Consider the following 16,817-nt stretch of genomic DNA (forward strand, 5'->3'; position numbering starts at 1 on the left):
AGACGTGCGGCGTGTCGTTAGGGTTGGCGGGTGCGGCGACGGGGACGGGCGGGGATCATCGCGCTGGTCGGGATCGACGGAGCGGGCAAGACGACGCAGGGCCGCCGTCTCGCCGCGGCGCTGAGCGCGACCGGCCGCCCGGCGCGCTACTACGAGAACGGTGGTGGGCGGCCCGTCGTCGACGCGGTCGCCCACCGTCTCGGCCGCCGCGACGGCCCTCACCTTCTCGGCCGCCGTGCGCACGTCGTGCTGGAGGCGACGATCCGCGGCCTCGCGATCACCTGGGCGCTCGCGGCGTCCCGAGCCCGCGGCGAGATCGCCGTCATGGACCGCTACACCTACTGCCAGTACGCGACGATGCGCCTGCGCGGCGACCCCGGCGAACACCGCGTGCGCGCCTGCTACCGGTACTTCCCCACCCCGGACCTGGTCGTCTGGTTCACCCTGGCACCCGCCGAGGCCCAGCGTCGCGTCGCGCTGCGCGGCCGTGACCACGAGGACCTCACCCGCCTCGACGCCTTCGCCGCCGCCTACACCACCCTCCCCGAAGCCCCCACCTTCCACCGGCTGCCCGCCACCGTCACCGCCGACGCCCTCCACGCCGACCTGCTCACCCTCGCCACCGCGGCGCTGGACGGGCACCCGACCTGACCGCGCCACGCCGGTCACGACACTCATCACCTGGCCAGGAGCCTGCGGCGATGTCCCAGGCCACGCAGCAGGATGGTGGTGACGAGCAGGTGCAGGCCGGTGAGCACGGTCCAGGCGGTGAGGGTCGTGGCGGCCAGCGGCACCGCCAGCGCCCAGCCGGCGACGGCGGCGCCCACCGCGAGGAGCACCACGCCGCCGCGGGCCCGTGCATACCGCCACCGGGCCCGCCGGGGCTTGCCCTCGAGGCTTTCCGGATCGCCTCCGGCACTCTGGATCTTCCCGTGGCTGCTTGACATTGATGGGAGCCTTCACCGGACGATCGCTGTTGCTGCTTGCGACCTGGATCACCGCGAGGCCAGGCTTTGCCGAGCTCACCGGGGCCGCAGACTCGTGCTGCTGTCGCTTCCTGCTCGCAACGCCGTTAGGCGCTGTCGGCATTCAGCACGTTTGGTATCGACGGGGTTTGCGGGGTCGTGGTACGTCACACCGTGGTAGTGGCCGACGACGGCGTCGGAGAGCGCGTAGCGCAGCCCGTGGGTTTCCAGTGCGAGGGAGGCGGGGCCGAGCGTGTCAGCGAAGCCGGCGAACCGCTCGTCCACGCTGAGGATCAAACCGGCCGACAGGCCGATGATGTCGGCGACTCGGCGGAAGACCGGGGTGTTGGCGATGAGGGTGCACGCCGGGTGGCAGCGCCGCTTGTGCACCCCGGGAAACGACCGTGCCGGTGGTAGTCCGATACTCGCCCACAGCTCGTGACGGCGTCCCGCCCAGATGTCGAGACTGGCCCCCGGCCCCTGGTGCTGTTCGAGCCAGTGAAACCGGGCCTGGACTGCCCACAGGTCCGGTTCCGCGGCCAAGTCGGCGAGCATGACGCCCAGGCAGTCAGGCTGGGTGAAGGTCACGTCGCAGTCCAGGAACCACAGGTGCGATGCATCCTCGTGGGCCAGCGCGAAGGCACGCAGGACATCACCGTGGCTGTTGACCGCCGACTCGGCCGCCGGCCACGGTGAGAGTTCCCACGCCACGGCGAGATCCTGTGCCGCGGCCCGGAGATCAGCAAGCCCGTCGTCGGTGGAGTGGTTGTCGAGAACGGTGATCCGAAGTTCCCCGCCCTTCATGCGGCTGTCGTGTGTCGCGACCAGGGTACGCAGCGCGAGCTCGGTGAACTCGGAACTGTTGTGGTTGACGATGCAGGCTTCTACGAGCGTTGCTGCCATGGCCTCGTTCCCGCTATCCGTATGCGCCACCGACGGGCACCTAGCTGCTTGACATCCATAGGAGCATCCTTCGGCGTGCCGGCGGGGTCGAGCGGTGCGACCGTCGGCGCGAGGCTGTCGACTTTGGTCGGATGCCAGGGGACGGGCGGCGTCCTAGCCTCGGCGCATGCCCTTCGCGATCAGGAACCCCCCGCTCGGCCTGGGTCCCGGCCTGGGCCGCGACCTGCACCCCGACGGTGACCTCGGCCTCGGGCCGGCCGCGGTCGCCTGCCCGCACGACGACGCGCCGCGGGGAGCCCCCGGCGCGGCCGCGGGTAGGGGGCTGTGGCGGGTGGCCGTCGGCTGGTCGCTGGCGGTGATGGCGCCGCTGGTGGGGGTGACGGTGTGGGGGCAGGCGGGCGCGCGTCCCGGGGGCGGCTGGTTCGTCGTCGACGTGCTCGCCGGGCTGGCCGGGTGCGTGCTGGTGGTGCCGCTGGTGCGCGGACCGGTCGTGGCCAGCGCGCTGCTCCTCGCGGCGCTCGCGGTCCTCTCGCCGGCGGCGACGCCACCGGCGACGCTGGCCACGCTGCATGTCGCGGCCCGGCGCCGAGCGCCGGTCGCCGTCGCGGTGGCGGTCGTGGGTGTCGCCGCCCACGCGGTGCGCGGCGGGCTGCTGCGCCCGGTCGGGGGGATCTCGACCCTGTGGTGGCTTGTCCTCGTCGTCGTGGCGCACGGGGCGCTGCTGGGCTGGGGGGCGTTGTGGCGGGCGCGCCGGGCGCTGATCGCGTCGCTGCGGGAGCGGGCCCGGCGCGCCGAGGCCGAGCAGGGACGGCGCGTCGCCGAGGCCCGCGCCGCCGAACGCACCCGGCTCGCCCGCGAGATGCACGACGTCCTCGCCCACCGGCTGTCGCTGCTGGCCACCCACGCCGGCGCGCTGGAGTACCGTCCCGACGCCCCACCCGAACGCCTCACCCGCGCCGCCGGTGTCATCCGCGCCTGCGTGCACGAGGCCCTCGACGAGCTGCGCGACGTCATCGCCGTCCTGCGCGACGACACGGTCCTGCGCGACGACACGGTCCTGCGCGACGACACCACGGCGCGCGACGCGGGCGGGCATCGGGCGCCGCCGACGCTCACCGACCTTGACGTGCTGGTGGAACGCACCAGGGCGGCGGGCACCGACGTCAGCGTCCTCGACGAGCGCGCCGCGGCGGTCTTGCCGCCACCGGCGGTCGACCGGGCCGCCTACCGGGTCGTGCAGGAGGCGCTGACCAACGCCCACCGGCACGCCCCCGGCCAGCCGGTACGGGTCACCCTGCGCGGCGCGCCCGGCGACGCGCTCACCGTCGAGGCGGTCAACCCACTGCCCGACCCACCACCGGCCGACGTCTCACCCGGCTCCGGGCTGGGTCTGGTCGGGCTGACCGAACGGGTCCGTCTGCTCGGCGGCCAGCTCGACCATCACCGGGCATCCGGCGTGTTCCGCCTGCACGCCCGGCTACCGTGGCCCCGATGAGCGACCTGCCCACCCCCGCGACACCCCCGCGGACCGTACCCCCGGCGGAGGCGACCGGTTGCGCGGCGACCGGATCCGCGGGGTGTGCGGCGCGGGGCGGTGGGGTGCGGGTGGTGCTCGTCGACGACGATCCGCTGGTACGGGCGGGCCTGGCGCTGATGCTCGACGGCGCCGGCGCCCACGACGGCGCGGCGGGCATCAGCGTCGTCGGCGAGGCCGGCGACGGCGACGAGGCCGTGCGCGCCGTCGACGCCCACGGCCCGGACGTCGTCCTCATGGACCTGCGGATGCCCCGCGTCGACGGGATCGTCGCCACCCGCCGGCTGCGCGCCCGCCCCCACCCGCCCGAGGTGATCGTCCTGACCACCTTCGACGCCGACGACACCGTGCTCGCCGCCCTGCGTGCCGGCGCCGGCGGGTTCCTGCTCAAGGACGCCCCACCGGCGCGCATCGTCGAGGCGGTGTGCCGCGTCGCCGCCGGCGAACCGATCCTCGCCCCGGCCATCACCCGCCGCCTGCTCGAGCGCACCACCGCCGAGGCCGGCGCCCACACCCGCGCCCGCGGGGCGCTCGCCGCGCTCACCCCCCGCGAACACGCCGTCGCCCTCGCCGTCGGCCACGGCGACACCAACGCGCAGATCGCCGAGACGCTGCACGTCAGCGTCGCCACCGTCAAGGCACACCTGACGCGCATCCTCGCCCGCCTTCAGCTGTCCAACCGCACCCAGCTCGCCCTGCTCGTCCACGACGCCGGCCTCCTCTGAGCGCGTCGGCGGCCGCGGGGGTGCTGGCCGGTCAGCCGGTGGGCGCGGGCGACGGGCCGGGGCAGTAGGGCTGGGCGCCGATCGAGGAGTAGTAGAGAGGAGTGGTAGAGCAGTGCCTCGGACGGCGTGCGGCATTACCGCCCGCGACTGCGGCCGCCTCGGCCGCGTTCCCGTGCGACGGTGCGGCCGCCGCCGTCAGCGGCGCCCGGCCGGGGCTTCACCGGCCGCGTGCGCCGGCCGGTGGCGGGATTCGCGGCGGCGGGGGTGGCGAGCCAGTGCGTGGGCAGCGGCACCGCGGCCGGCGCGGCGGTGGCCGCGTCGCCGCGGGCCGCATGCAGCTGGGAGGGGGTGAGGAACAGCGCGTCGGTGAGGGTCGCGCCGCGCAGGTCGGCGCCGCGTAGATCCGCGCCGCGCAGGTCGGCGCGGCGCAGATCCGCCCCGCGCAGGTCCGCGCCGAGCAGCAGCCGGCCGGTGAGGTCCGCGCCGCGCAGGTCCGCGCCGGCCAGGCGGGCCCCGACCAGGTCGCCGGCGAGGACCGGGGGACGGGTGCCGGCGCGCAGCAGGGCGCTGGCCGCGGCGAGCGCGCCGTTTGCGTCGCGGTGCAGGGCGGGCAGGTCGGCGGCGAGCAGCGTGTCCGCGTCCGCGTCGGTGAGGGTGAGCGTGAGCGCCCACACGGCGCGCACCTCGGCGAGCACCGGCCCGGCTCCGCGTGCGGTTCCGGTTGCGGGGACCGTGCGACGCTCGGCGGTGTCGGGCTCGGCGAGGCGGGTCAGGGCTTCGGCGAGATGGTGCAGCGTCTCGTGCAGGGCGCGCATCACGGCGAACGCGTCGAACATCCGCGTCGCGGTGTCGGGACGGGTACGCCAGTCGACGCCGGCGAAGGTGTGCTCGGTGATCCGCTGGCCGGCGCCGAGGCAGTCGAACGCGACACAGCCGTGGAATCCGCGCTCGCGCAGCTCGCCGTGCACCCCGCAGGTGAACGCGGCCGTCAGGTTCCGGCAGGGCACTCCCGGCGGTTTGCTGATCGGGAAGTCGGCGGAGGCGGCGAAGCCGGGAGCGACGCAGCACAGCCCGGCGCAGCGACCGCAGTCCGCGCGCAGCCCGGCCCGCACCGCCGCCACCGCGCTCATCGGCGGCGACGTGGCGGACTGGACGGTGACCGCCGACGCGCTCACGGCCAGCGGTGAGGTGGTGGGCGTCGCGCTGGGCGCCGCGGTCGGTGACGGCGCGCAGCCCGCCGGCGGCAGCGGCCCGCTGTGACGTCCGTCGCCGCCGGGGGTGGCGTGGGCGTCGGTCATCACGGGCGGCCTCCTCGACCTCGACGGATATGTCATGCTGGCGGACGCGACAGCGTGCGGAGGAAGCCGGTGGGAATCCGGCGCGGTCCCGCCACTGTCACCGGGGAGCGTCACCGTCCCGGAGGGTCACCTCGCGCGCATCCGTCTCACGCGTGCAGGCGACCCGCCGGCGCACGTCCGGACGCGTGGGACAGGGGACGGACCCGTGGCCCGCGGGTTCGGCGACGGGCCACGGCCGCCGAGCGCGGCTGGAAGGCCGGCGGCGCACGCCGCGATCCGGGAGCCAGGATACTCCGGCTGTCGCGGGCCGATCACCACGGGCGAGGACCCTGGGAGGACTGAGAACGTTGCGCATGCCCGCCCCACCCGCCACATCCGCGGCGCGCCCGCCGGTGCCGCCACGCCGCGCCGCGCACCCGCCGCGCATCCGACCCGCCGGTCGAGGTCGCGCACCCACGACGGCTGGGTCGCCGTCGCGTCCCGCGTCGCGCGCGCACCGGTCGCACCACACGCCGCGGGGACCCGTGCGGCCCTGCGCGTACACCCCGGTCTCGGCGCCGGGTGCGGTCCTGGCGGGCCGGCGGTGGTGAGCGTGAGCTTCCCGCTGGCGGCCGTGGTCGGCATGGACGACCTGCGTCTGGCGCTGCTGCTCAACGCCGTGGACCCGACGCTGGGCGGCGTGCTCGTGCGCGGGGAGAAGGGGACCGCGAAGTCGACGGCCGTGCGCGGTCTCGCCGCCCTGCTCGCCCCCATCGACGTGCTCGCCGGCTGCCGCTTCGCCTGCGACCCGCACACCCCCGACCCGCACTGCCCCGACGGCCCCCACCCGGCCGGCCCGGACGCCGTCCCCGCCGCGGGCGTCCTCACACGGCCGGTGCGGCTGGTGGAGCTGCCGGTAGGTGCGTCGGAGGACCGGATCACCGGATCGCTCGACCTGGAGCGGGCGCTCGCCGACGGGGTGAGCGTGCTGCGCCCGGGGCTGCTCGCCGCCGCCCACCGCGGCATCCTCTACGTCGACGAGGTGAACCTGCTCGGCGACCATCTCGTCGACCTGCTGCTCGACGCCGCCGCCGCCGGCACGGTGCACGTCGAACGCGACGGCGTCTCCGCCCGGCACCGGGCGTCGTTCCTGCTCGTCGGGACGATGAACCCGGAGGAGGGGGAGCTGCGCCCGCAGCTGCTCGACCGGTTCGCGCTCACCGTGCACGTCGCCGCCAGCCGGGATCCGGCGATCCGCGCCGAGGTGGTGCGCCGCCGCCTGGCCTTCGACGCCGACCCCCACGGGTTCGCCGCCGCCTGGGAGCCCGCGCAGACCCGGCTGGCCGCCCAGGTCGCCACCGCCGCGGCGCGCCTTCGCGCGGTGACGCTCACCGACGCCGCCCTGTACGCGATCAGCGCGGTGTGCGCGGGCTGCGACGTCGACGGGATGCGCGCCGACGTGGTGCTCGCCAGGACCGCCCGCGCGCACGCCGCCTGGAACGGGCACGACACCGTGCGCACCGCCGACATCCGCGCCGGCGCCCGCCTGGCCCTGCCGCACCGGCGCCGCCGCGGCCCGTTCGACGCCCCCGACATGGACACCGCCCTGCTCGACGCCGTCCTTGACACCGCGCTCGCCGGCCTCGACGACGCCGTCGACAACGAGCAGACCGCTCGCCGCCGCGCCACCACCGCGGACGGTCCCGGGCACGCCGCCGACGGCACCGAGGCCAGCGGCCGGCATCCCCGCGGGCATGACCCCGTCGGCGGGGATGCGGACGGCGAGGACCCTGACGGCGGGGATGCGGACGGTTCCGCCTTCGGCGGCGACGGTCCACACGGCGGCGCGGGCCCGGGCGGCAGCGGCCTCGGTGGTCCAGGCGGCCGGTGGCCTGAGGGCGGCGGGGACGCGGACACCGGGGACGGTCGCGACATCGGCGCGGGCGGACCCGACCCGTCCGGCGCCCTCGGCACCGACCGCGACAGTGGCCGTCTCAACGTCCCAGGCTGGGACGGCGGCCGTCTCCACGACAGGGGCGGCGAGGACATCAGCCCAGGTCGCCCCGGTTACGACACCACCGGTCTCAACCAGGCCGGCCCCGGCGGCGACCGCGTCGGCGGGCGCGCCGACGGCACGGAGCGCGACGCCTACCGTCGCGGCGGGCTCTCCCTGACCCTGCCCCGCACCGGCCACCCGCCGCACCCCGGCGCAGGCGCCGCCGCGACCGGCCCGCACACCTCCCCCCGCCCACCCGGCGGCCACCCGGGCTATGACGGCGCCGGCCGCGGCGGCGCGGTGGGTGTCGCGCCCGCACCGGGGGCGCTGTTTCGCCCCCGGGCGTTCACACTGGCGGGACTCGGCGCGTCGACCTCGGCGGGGCGGCGCTCACCGGCCCGCGGGCAGCGCGGCGCGCTCGTGACGACCAGCCCCGACGCCCCCGGCCTGCACCTGCCGGCCACCCTGCTCGCCGCCGCCCCCCACCAGCACACCCGCCACCGCCGCGGCCCCGCCCCCAGCGTGCGCCCCGCCGACCGGCGCGGCGCCGTGCGGGTGGGCCGGGAGGGCAACCTGGTGCTGTTCGTCGTCGACGCGTCGGGGTCGATGGCGGCCCGCGCCCGCATGAGCATCGTCACCACCGCCGTGCTCGCCCTGCTCGTCGACGCCTACCAGCGCCGCGACCGCATCGGCATGATCACCTTCCGGGGGTCCGGCGCCGACGTCGTGCTGCCCCCCACATCCAGCGTGGAGGCCGGCGCCGCGCGGCTGCGCGCCCTGCCCACCGGCGGGCGCACCCCGCTGGCCGCCGGGCTCACCCGCGCCGCCCAGGTGCTGCGCGCCGAACGCCGCCGCGACCCGGCCCGGCGCGCCCTGCTCGTCGTCGTCACCGACGGGCGGGCCACCGCCGGCGACGACCCGCTGCCCGTCGCCGCCGCCCTGCGCCGCACCGCCGGCCCCACCACCCACGCCCACACCGGCAGCGGCGCACGCGGCCACGGCGGCACCGCCGGGGCGGCGGGTGGCCGGGGCGGGCTGGCCAGCATCGTCGTCGACTGCGAGAGCGGCCCGCTGCGCCTGGGCCTGGCCGGCCGCCTCGCCGCCGCACTCGGCGCCCTCACCCTCCCCCTCGACGCCCTGCCCGGCGTGCACCCGCGAAGGAGCAGCTGACCGATGCCACCCCAGGGGCAGCCCGAGCAGGTTCCCGACGACGGCCTGAGCACCCGCCAGCGCCGCGACCGGCCGCTGCTGATCGTCCACACCGGCGACGGCAAGGGCAAGAGCACCGCCGCGTTCGGCCTGGCGCTGCGCGGCTGGGCGCAGGGCTGGCCGGTCGGCGTGTTCCAGTTCGTCAAGTCCGCGAAATGGCGCATCGGCGAGGAACAGGCCCTCGGCGTGCTCGGCGCCGCCGAGCAGGGCGGCACGGTCGCCTGGCACAAGATGGGCTCCGGCTGGAGCTGGCTCCAGGGACGCGTCGACCCCCACGGCGACCCGGCGGCGGCCGCCGCCGAGGGCTGGGCGCAGATCCGCCGCGACCTGGCCGCCGAGACCTACCGGCTCTACGTCCTCGACGAGATGACCTACCCGCTGGACTGGGGCTGGCTCGACGTCGACGAGGTCGTCACCACCCTGCGTGAACGACCCGGCCGCCAGCATGTCGTCGTCACCGGCCGGCGCGCCCCCGCCGCCCTGCTCGACGCCGCCGACCTCGTCACCGAGATGACCAAGGTCCGCCATCCGATGGACACCGGCCAGAAGGGCCAGCGAGGCATCGAATGGTGAGCCCCGCACCGCTGGTGAGCCCCGCACCGCGACCGCCCGCACCCCGATCATCGGCGCGCCGTCGCGCGGTGGCCTGGACCCCGCGTCCCGCGGCGTCGCCCGGGCACGGCGCATGACCGCCGCCCTCGCCCTGCCGCGACTCGTGCTCGCCGCCCCGTCCAGCGGCGCCGGCAAGACGACGGTGACGACCGGGCTGATGGCGGCGCTGCGCGCCCGCGGGCTGCGCGTCTCCCCGCACAAGGTCGGCCCCGACTACATCGACCCCTCCTACCACGCGCTGGCCTGCGGCCGTCCCGGACGCAACCTCGACGCCGTCCTGTGCGGCGCGCACCGCCTGCCCGGCCTGTTCGCCCACGGGGCGCACGGCGCGGACCTCGCCGTCGTCGAGGGGGTGATGGGCCTGTTCGACGGCGTCGCCCGCCCCGCGCCCGGCCAGGACGGCGACCACGCCTCCACCGCGCACGTCGCCCGCCTGCTGGACGCACCCGTCGTCCTCGTCGTCGACGTCTCCGGTGCCGCCCGTTCGCTGGCCGCGCTCGTGTCCGGCTTCCGCGCCTTCGACCCGCGCCTGCGCCTGGCCGGGGTGATCCTCAACCGGGTCGGGTCCGACCGTCACCGTGACCTGCTCACCGACGCCCTCGACGCCATCGCCGTGCCCGTGCTCGGCGCCGTCCCCCGCGACACCGCGGTGCACACCCCCTCGCGTCACCTCGGTCTGGTGCCCGCCGCCGAACGCCGCCCCGCCGCCGTCGACGCCGTCGACCGTCTCGGCGCGCTGGTCGCCGCGACCTGCGACCTCGACGCGCTGCTGCGCGTCGCCCGCGCCGCGCCGCCCCTGCGCGTCACCCCCTGGGACCCCGCCGCCGCCCTGCTCCCGGCCGCCGCACCCGCCACCGGTCACGAGACCCACCACGCGCTGACCGTCGGCGCCCCCTGCGCCCTCTCACGCCCGCCGTCCTCACCGAAGCGCCCACAGCCCCCTTCGGGCGCCCGGAGTCCCGACCCGCTCGCCGGCGACGCCGGCCGGCCGGTGCGCGTCGCGGTCGCGGGCGGGGCGGCGTTCACCTTCGGCTACGCCGAGCACATCGACCTGCTCCTCGCCGCCGGCGCCGACGTCGTCGCCGTCGACCCGCTGCGTGAGGAGACCCTGCCGCCCGGCACCGACGCGCTGATCATCGGCGGCGGCTTCCCCGAGGAACACGTCGGCGCCCTCGCCGACAACCGCCGGCTGCGCGCCGAGGTCGCCGCGTTCGCCGCCGCCGGACGCCCGATCTCCGCCGAATGCGCCGGCCTGCTCTACCTCGCCCGCAGCCTCGACGGCGCCCCCATGTGCGGGGTGCTGCCCGTCGACGCGGTGATGGGCCCCCGGCTCACCCTCGGCTACCGCCACGCGATCGCCGCACACGACAGCCCGCTGGCCGCCGCGGGCAGTGTCCTCGGCGCCCACGAGTTCCACCGCACGATCCTGCTGCCCCCCGCCACCGACGCCCCGCCCTGCGCCTGGTGGATCACCGAAGCGGCCCCCGCCCCCCGCCGCCGACACCAGGCGACGCCACCCCCGCGCGGGCCATCCCCCCACCAGCCGATCAGATCGGACGCCCCGACCAGAGCCGGTGGCGACCCGCTCCAGCCCACCGCGGCGGCGACTCCCGCGGACGTGGCGTCCGCATCCCGCGCCGAGGGTTTCGTCCACCGCCGCGTCCACGCCTCCTACCTGCATCTGCACTGGGCCGGCCACCCCGACCTCGCCCGACGCCTGCTCACCGCCGCCCGCACCACCCGCCCCCACCCCGCCGACGCGTCGGCTACCGCCCCCACCCCCGGCGCCGGCCGTGGTGAGCGCGGCCAGCCCGGGCCCCGCCAGCCGGGACGTCGCGGTGCCGCCTGAGCACCCCGGATCCTCCCCACCACCGCGGCCCGCGCCCACTGCGCCACCGGACGTGTCCCCACCACCGCGACCGCGCCGCGGCGCGCCACCGGACGAGTCCTCGCCGTGGCGCGACACCCCCGCGCCGACGCCGGACCTGATCGTCGGAATGGGGGTCCGCCCGGGTGTCGACCTCGAGGAACTGCTCGCCCTGATCGACACCGGCCTGCGTGCGATCGCCGCCCCACCCACGGCCGTGCTCGCCCTGGCCACCGTCACCCTGCGCGCGGACGAACCCGCCCTGCTCGCCGCCGCCCGCCACCACGGCTGGCCGCTGCTCGCCTACCCACCCGAGCTGCTCGCCACCGTCCCCGTGCCCCATCCGGGCCGGGCATCCCTCACGGCGCTGGGCACCGCGGGCGTCGCCGAGGCCGCCTGCCTGCTCACCCCCGGCCCGCACCGGGCCACTCGGTCAGGGCCGCCCGCCGACCCCCACCCCGCAGACGTTCACCCCGCGGCGGCGCTGCCCCGCGTGGCGTCGCTCGTGCTGCCCAAGCGGACCAGCCCCCGCGCCACCCTCGCCATCGCCCGCCATCCCCCGCCCGCGCACGGGGCGGGTCAGGGGCCACCGGAGAGGGCGTAGGACAGGAGACCGTCCTCGTCCCAAGTGTCGCATCGCCTGGGCACCAGACGTGACCTGCGGTCGTATCGGGGACACAAGCCCCCGCGGGCGGGAGGTCAACCGTGGCACGATCCCGACATGGTGGACCGGTCGGACGACGGCGATACGTTGATCGACGAGGCCGCGGCGGCACCGGTCGACGACTGGGACTTCTCCTGGCTGGCGGGGCGGGCCGGCGAGCAGCGGCCGTCGTGGGGGTACGCGCGGGCGATGGGCGCGCGTCTGGCCCGGGCCGGGATCGCCCTCGACATCGAGACCGGCAACGGCGCGGTCCTCGCCGGCGTGCCGCGGCTCGCGGCGACCCGCACGGTGGCGACCGAGTCCTGGCCGCCCAGTCTCACCCGCGCGGCCGCGCGACTGCGGCCCCGCGGGGTGACGGTCATCGCCGCGGACGCGGGGACGTCGCTGCCGTTCACCGCGAACACCTTCGATCTCGTCGTCAGCCGTCATCCGGTGGCGACCTGCTGGCCGGAGATCAGCCGGGTGCTCGCGCCGGGCGGCACCTACTTCTCCCAGCAGGTCGGCCCGGCGAGTGTGTTCGAGCTCGTCGAGTACTTCCTCGGCCCGCAGCCCGCGCGGGTACGTGCGCGGCGCCATCCCGACCGGGCGCGCGCCGCCGCGCAGGCGGCCGGCCTCGACGTCGTCGACCTGCGTAGCGAGTGGCTGCGCACCGAGTTCCACGATGTCGGCGCCGTCGTCTACTTCCTGCGCACGGTCGTGTGGATGGTCCCCGGCTTCACCGTCGAGGCCTACCGGCCCCGGCTACGCGACCTGCATCAGCACATCCGCGCCCACGGACCGTTCACCGCGCGGGCCACCCGCTACCTCATCGAAGCCCGCAAACCGGCCTGAACCAGCGCGGCGAGGGCCATGGTGGGCGGCGTGTGGCTCAGGCGACGGTGAGCAGGCGGGGGCCGTCGGCGGTGATGGCGACGGTGTGCTCGACGTGGGCGGCGCGGGAACCGTCGGTGGTGTGCAGGGCCCAGCCGTCGGGGGCGGTGCGGTAGGTGTCGCGCCCACCGGCGCAGAACATCGGTTCCAGGGCGAGGACGAGGCCGGGCTGCAGGCGCATGCCCCGGCCGGGGCGTCCGTCGTTGGGGACGGAGGGGTCCTCGTGCATGCGCCGGCCGATGCCGTGGCCGCCGAAGTCGCGCAGGATGCCGTAGCCGGCGCCGCGCCCGACCCCGCCGATGGCGGCGGCGATGTCCCCGAGGCGCCCGCCGGGCCTGGCGGCGGCGACACCGGCGGCGAGCGCCTCGGCGGTGGTGTCGATGAGCGCCTGGTCACCCGGGCGGGGGGTGCCGACGGTGAAGCTGATCGCCGCGTCGCCGACCCAGCCCTCAAGGATCGCCCCGCAGTCGATGCTGACCAGGTCGCCGTCGGCGAGGCGGGTGCCGCCGGGGATGCCGTGGACGACGACGTCGTTGACCGACGCGCAGATCACCGCCGGGAAGGGGGTGGGGGCGAAGCCGGGCTGGTAGTGCAGGAACGCCGGCGTGGCGCCGGCGTCGGCGATGACCGCGGCGGCGGCCTCGTCGAGGTCGCGGGTGCGCACCCCGACGGCGGCGGCGGCGCGGGCCGCGGCCAGGGCGCGGGCGACGACGGCGCCGGCGCCGGCCATCGCCTCGATCGCGGCGGCCGTCTTCAGTTCGACCATGACCCGGGGGTCCTTCCCGTCGTGGTGGCGCCGCCGGTGGGCCCAGCGACCCACCGGCGGCGCCAATAGAAATACCGGTATTACTATAGGGTCCATGGTGCGCACCGCGTTGACCAGGGCCGAGCGGGAGCGCGGCGAGCGGTTCGGGGCGCTGCTGCGCGAGGCGCGCGGGCAGCGCAGCATGGTCGAGATCGCCGCCGCCGCCGGCCTGTCCGCGGAGACGCTGCGCAAGATCGAGGCCGGCCGGATCGCCACCCCGGCGTTCTTCACCGTCGCCGCGCTCGCGGGCGCGCTCGGCCTGTCGCTGGACCTGCTCGCCGACGCCTGCGCCGTCCTGGACGCCGACGGTGGCGCCCACGGGGGCGCCGCGGCCGTCAGTGCCGCCGAGGACGCCGTGGTGGCAGCGGGCGATGCCAGGCGGGGCACGCGGGCGGGCGAGCACGGCCCGCTCCGCCCGGGTGTGCCGATCGCCGCGCGGGCGTACCTGTGAGCGCCTCGGCGCGGGCGAAGAACCTCACCCACCGCGATCCGGTGGGTGTCGGCCTGCAGGAGGCCCTCGACGCGCTCGGTGACCCGGTGCGCCGCCGTCTCGTGCGGGCGCTGGCCGCCGTCCCGGACTGGACGCTGCCCTGCGGGCAGTTCCCCGTCACCGTGAGCCCCGCGACGCTGAGCCACCATTTCACCGTGCTGCGCGCCACCGGCCTGCTCGAGCAGCGTGACGTCGGCTCGCGGCGGTTCAACCGGCTGCGCCGCCCCGAGTTCGACGCCGCCTTCCCCGGCCTGCTCGCCCTCGTCCTGTCCGAACCCGACCACCGCGATCCACACGCCCCGCTCGACACCGCACCCGGCGGGACTGAACCCGGCGGGGACTGAACCCGACACGGCCGCACGCGAGCGGGATGCAACCCCGACCGGTCGCCCCGCCGCCCCGCACGCCCCTCGATACGGGCATCGGCATCGGCGCGGGGTAGGGCGGCATCGGCGCGGGGTCGGGGGTCCCTGCGCGCGGGACGCCGCCGGTCGCGAGGACGGCGGTATGCCGGTTCGGCCAGTGCCGGTGGCGACCCCCGATCAGGCCGCGGCGGCCAGACGACGCACGCGGGTGGCGACGGGCGCCGCGGGGGAGCTGAGCTGGCCCGTACCGCTCGCACCTGGCCCGTTCAGGCCCCCATCCCCTTTACACCTGTCCCCCCTTGCACCGCAAGGGGATAAATGTCCCCTGTGGACAAGGTGGGGACCGGGGGGAGTTCGGCGAAGCTCTGTACAGACCCCCCTGCCGGCGCGGTAGCGTGCCCCACGTCACGTCGACGACCCGGTCCGGCCACGCACAGGCAGGACCCCTCACCTCGCGGACAGCGCCGGCACCCAGGAGCAGGGTGCCGAAGCCGGATGTCCGCAGGGCGCGGGGACGCACGCGGGCGGCGCCAGACGCCCGTGCGAACCCGGCGCCGTCGTGACAGCCCGGGGGACGGGCGGCCAGGTGGCGGCCACGGGCGCACGGGGTACCTGCATGCCCGCGCGTCCCGTGAACGCCGCTTCAGCGTATGAGGGGATGCGGGGCATGGACGGCGTGGAGCTGATAGGCGGGGCGCTGCGGGACAGGTACGGCCTGTCCGACGCCGCCCGGACGGCCGCGACGATCTCCCGGGAGATCGCCCGCGCCGACCCCGACCCGCTCACCCTCACCGAACTCGACGACCGGCTGCACCGCTACGCCACGACCCTGTTCAACACGCCGCACACCGTGCTGCTCGGCCCCATCGTCGGTGACTGGCGCCGTGTGCAGGACGCGCTGGGTCGGCGGCTGTCCCCGGACGTGCACCGCGAGCTCACCCGCGCCGCCGGCTACCTGTCGTTCTACCTGGGGATCCTGTCCGCCGACAGCGGGGAGACGACCAGCGCGCGCCGGTTCGCCACGCTGAGCACCCAGTTCGCCGGCCAGCTCGACGACCGGCTGCTCACCGGCACCGCGCACAGCCTCGACGCGGTCATCGCCTACCTCGACGGCCGCTTGGAGACCGCCCGCGACGCCATCGCCCGGGCCGCGGCCGTCCACCACCCCTACCTGCACGCCTGGGCGGCCGGGCTCGCGGTGTCCATCGCCGCCACCGCCGGCGACCAGCAGACCCTCGACGACGCGCTGGCCCGCCTGCGCGAACGTCCCTACATCCGCGGGCTGCGCCACCCCGGCTGGCCGGCGTTCGACCAGGGCCGCGAGGCGTGCATCGTCGCCGACGCGATGAGCCGGCTGCACGTCCCCGGTGCCCGCTCCGCCGCCCAGCGCGCGGTGCGCCTGACCCTTCCCGGCACTGTCAGCCACGGCTGGGCGCTCGGCGCACTGGCCGCCACCCTCATCCACGAGGATCCGCGGGCCGCCGGGCGGCTGCTCGACGAGATGGTCGCGATCGGCGACGTGGCGCCCTCACGGCTGCTGGCCAACCGGGTGCACGAGATCCTCCTGCTCATCACCACGCCCCCGATCGACCACGCACCGCGCACCGCCGACATCATCTGAGCCGGGCCGGGCGCCGCGTCAGTCGGCGAGGTCGGCGAGGGCCACCACCGAGGTGGGGGTCAGGCGCACGAGCAGCTCACCGGGCACGCCGTTGCGCGCCCCGTACTGCTCGGCCAGCTCCTCACCCATGTAGCGGGCGGCGATCCTCGTCGCCCAGTGACGCACCTCGGTGAGCTCCTCGGACACGGTCACCGGCCCGGACAGGGTGACGAACGAGAACGGTGGCCGCTCGTCGTCGACGCACAGCGCCGCCTGCCCGTCGCGGCGCAGCGCCCGGCCCTTCACCGTCTGCGCGCCGGTGTTGAACACCACGTCGGCTCCGTCGAGCAGGAACCAGACGGGCGCGACGTGCGGGCGCCCGTCGGCCCGCGTCGTCGCGAGCTTGCCGGTCCGCGTGCCCTCGCTGACGAACCGCCGCCACTGGGACTCGTTCATCGTCGCCATGGGCGCACCCTAGCCCGCCGCCGGCCATCCGTCGTCGTAGGCGGACCGGGGATAACGGTGGGTGGCGCAGGCGGCCTGCTCGTCGCAGCCCTCCGGGTCGAGGGGGGCGGGGCTGGCGGCGGCCCGGGTGGCGGGCGCGGGGGCGGCGCGCAGGCGGTGGCCGCGGCGCACGAGCAGCCGCTCGGCGAGGGCGTCGGCCCGTTCCATGTCGTCGAGGGTCGCGCGGGTGCGCTGGTCGACCTCGAGGATCGCGGCGAGCAGCTCCGCGGACAGCCGGGTGCGCGCCGCGACCCGCGCGACGCTCGGCGGCAGCCCCGTGGCCCCCGCCACGGCCCCGCCGACGGCCGCGGGGCGCGCCTCGGCGGCGGTCCAGATCTGGACGCCGCGTCGGCCGGTCAGCTTCGGGCACGCCCGCACACCCAGGTGCTCGAAGGCGCTGCGGTGCAGGCGGGCGAGCACCAGGCCCTGGA

Annotated in this window: 16 protein-coding genes, 1 pseudogene and 1 riboswitch; of the genes and pseudogenes, 11 read left to right on the plus strand and 6 right to left on the minus strand. The window is 76.7% G+C overall.

Annotated features, from left to right (window positions below):
• Window positions 1-30 precede the first annotated feature (30 nt).
• Window positions 31-651 carry a dTMP kinase gene (locus AC6EXY_RS20145; RefSeq protein ID WP_499818006.1) on the plus strand — a complete coding sequence of 207 codons (621 nt, stop codon included), beginning with the start codon at window positions 31-33 and terminating at the stop codon, window positions 649-651.
• Between the two features lie 26 nt (window positions 652-677).
• Here the strand turns inward: AC6EXY_RS20145 and AC6EXY_RS20150 are convergent, their stop codons facing one another.
• Together AC6EXY_RS20150 and AC6EXY_RS20155 are read right to left on the minus strand one after the other, a co-directional pair.
• On the minus strand, window positions 678-947 hold the full coding sequence (locus AC6EXY_RS20150; protein WP_499818005.1) for a hypothetical protein: 270 nt from the start codon (window positions 945-947) through the stop codon (window positions 678-680).
• A 75-nt stretch (window positions 948-1,022) separates the two neighbouring features.
• Window positions 1,023-1,898 (minus strand): glycosyltransferase family protein, encoded by an 876-nt coding sequence (locus tag AC6EXY_RS20155; RefSeq protein ID WP_499842386.1) that lies wholly within the window; start codon window positions 1,896-1,898, stop codon window positions 1,023-1,025.
• A 136-nt stretch (window positions 1,899-2,034) separates the two neighbouring features.
• Here AC6EXY_RS20155 and AC6EXY_RS20160 point away from each other — a divergent pair, with 136 nt between their 5' ends.
• Together AC6EXY_RS20160 and AC6EXY_RS20165 are read left to right on the plus strand one after the other, a co-directional pair.
• On the plus strand, window positions 2,035-3,363 hold the full coding sequence (locus AC6EXY_RS20160) for a sensor histidine kinase (RefSeq protein WP_499818003.1): 1,329 nt from the start codon (window positions 2,035-2,037) through the stop codon (window positions 3,361-3,363).
• Window positions 3,360-4,127 (plus strand): response regulator transcription factor, encoded by a 768-nt coding sequence (locus AC6EXY_RS20165; protein WP_499818002.1) that lies wholly within the window; start codon window positions 3,360-3,362, stop codon window positions 4,125-4,127. The genes AC6EXY_RS20160 and AC6EXY_RS20165 overlap by 4 nt, the downstream gene beginning before the upstream one ends.
• 134 nt (window positions 4,128-4,261) lie before the next feature.
• Here AC6EXY_RS20165 and AC6EXY_RS20170 read toward each other — a convergent pair whose 3' ends face one another.
• Entirely contained in the window at window positions 4,262-5,425 is a 1,164-nt protein-coding gene (locus AC6EXY_RS20170; RefSeq protein ID WP_499818001.1) for a pentapeptide repeat-containing protein, read from the minus strand.
• Between the two features lie 61 nt (window positions 5,426-5,486).
• A riboswitch (cobalamin riboswitch) is annotated at window positions 5,487-5,588 on the plus strand.
• Window positions 5,589-6,017: 429 nt separating this feature from the next.
• Between AC6EXY_RS20170 and AC6EXY_RS20175 the strand changes: the two genes are divergently transcribed.
• The 5 genes from AC6EXY_RS20175 to AC6EXY_RS20195 all read left to right on the plus strand — a co-directional run bounded on the left by AC6EXY_RS20175 (window position 6,018) and on the right by AC6EXY_RS20195 (window position 12,583).
• The gene (locus tag AC6EXY_RS20175) at window positions 6,018-8,570 is read left to right on the plus strand and encodes a VWA domain-containing protein (protein ID WP_499842387.1); all 2,553 of its coding nucleotides are present in this window, start codon (window positions 6,018-6,020) and stop codon (window positions 8,568-8,570) included.
• Window positions 8,571-8,573: 3 nt separating this feature from the next.
• Window positions 8,574-9,182, plus strand: a complete 609-nt coding sequence (cobO, locus tag AC6EXY_RS20180; protein WP_101833641.1) for a cob(I)yrinic acid a,c-diamide adenosyltransferase — start codon at window positions 8,574-8,576, stop codon at window positions 9,180-9,182.
• 112 nt (window positions 9,183-9,294) lie between these two features.
• On the plus strand, window positions 9,295-11,070 hold the full coding sequence (locus AC6EXY_RS20185; protein WP_499818939.1) for a cobyrinic acid a,c-diamide synthase CobB: 1,776 nt from the start codon (window positions 9,295-9,297) through the stop codon (window positions 11,068-11,070).
• 52 nt (window positions 11,071-11,122) lie between these two features.
• Window positions 11,123-11,692, plus strand: a complete 570-nt coding sequence (locus tag AC6EXY_RS20190) for a cobalamin biosynthesis protein (RefSeq protein WP_499818938.1) — start codon at window positions 11,123-11,125, stop codon at window positions 11,690-11,692.
• 117 nt (window positions 11,693-11,809) lie between these two features.
• On the plus strand, window positions 11,810-12,583 hold the full coding sequence (locus AC6EXY_RS20195) for a class I SAM-dependent methyltransferase (protein ID WP_499818937.1): 774 nt from the start codon (window positions 11,810-11,812) through the stop codon (window positions 12,581-12,583).
• 37 nt (window positions 12,584-12,620) lie between these two features.
• Here AC6EXY_RS20195 and map read toward each other — a convergent pair whose 3' ends face one another.
• Window positions 12,621-13,388: a type I methionyl aminopeptidase gene (gene map, locus AC6EXY_RS20200; protein ID WP_499818936.1), complete on the minus strand. Its 768-nt coding sequence runs from the start codon at window positions 13,386-13,388 to the stop codon at window positions 12,621-12,623.
• 94 nt (window positions 13,389-13,482) lie between these two features.
• Between map and AC6EXY_RS20205 the strand changes: the two are divergent.
• The 3 genes and pseudogenes from AC6EXY_RS20205 to AC6EXY_RS20215 form a co-directional block, all read left to right on the plus strand.
• Window positions 13,483-13,716 (plus strand): annotated as a pseudogene (locus tag AC6EXY_RS20205) (helix-turn-helix domain-containing protein); the annotation flags it as partial.
• Between the two features lie 158 nt (window positions 13,717-13,874).
• Entirely contained in the window at window positions 13,875-14,261 is a 387-nt protein-coding gene (locus tag AC6EXY_RS20210) for an ArsR/SmtB family transcription factor (protein WP_101832965.1), read from the plus strand.
• Window positions 14,262-14,949: 688 nt separating this feature from the next.
• A complete protein-coding gene (locus AC6EXY_RS20215) occupies window positions 14,950-15,903 on the plus strand; it encodes a hypothetical protein (RefSeq protein WP_165818480.1) in 954 nt (317 codons plus the stop codon).
• A gap of 18 nt (window positions 15,904-15,921) precedes the next feature.
• On the opposite strand, the gene AC6EXY_RS20220 is transcribed toward AC6EXY_RS20215, so the two are convergent.
• Window positions 15,922-16,347 (minus strand): PPOX class F420-dependent oxidoreductase, encoded by a 426-nt coding sequence (locus AC6EXY_RS20220; protein WP_101832963.1) that lies wholly within the window; start codon window positions 16,345-16,347, stop codon window positions 15,922-15,924.
• A 9-nt stretch (window positions 16,348-16,356) separates the two neighbouring features.
• Entirely contained in the window at window positions 16,357-16,809 is a 453-nt protein-coding gene (locus AC6EXY_RS20225) for a hypothetical protein (protein WP_499842388.1), read from the minus strand.
• Window positions 16,810-16,817: the final 8 nt, after the last annotated feature.

The sequence above is a fragment of the Frankia sp. RB5 genome, from assembly GCF_059816245.1.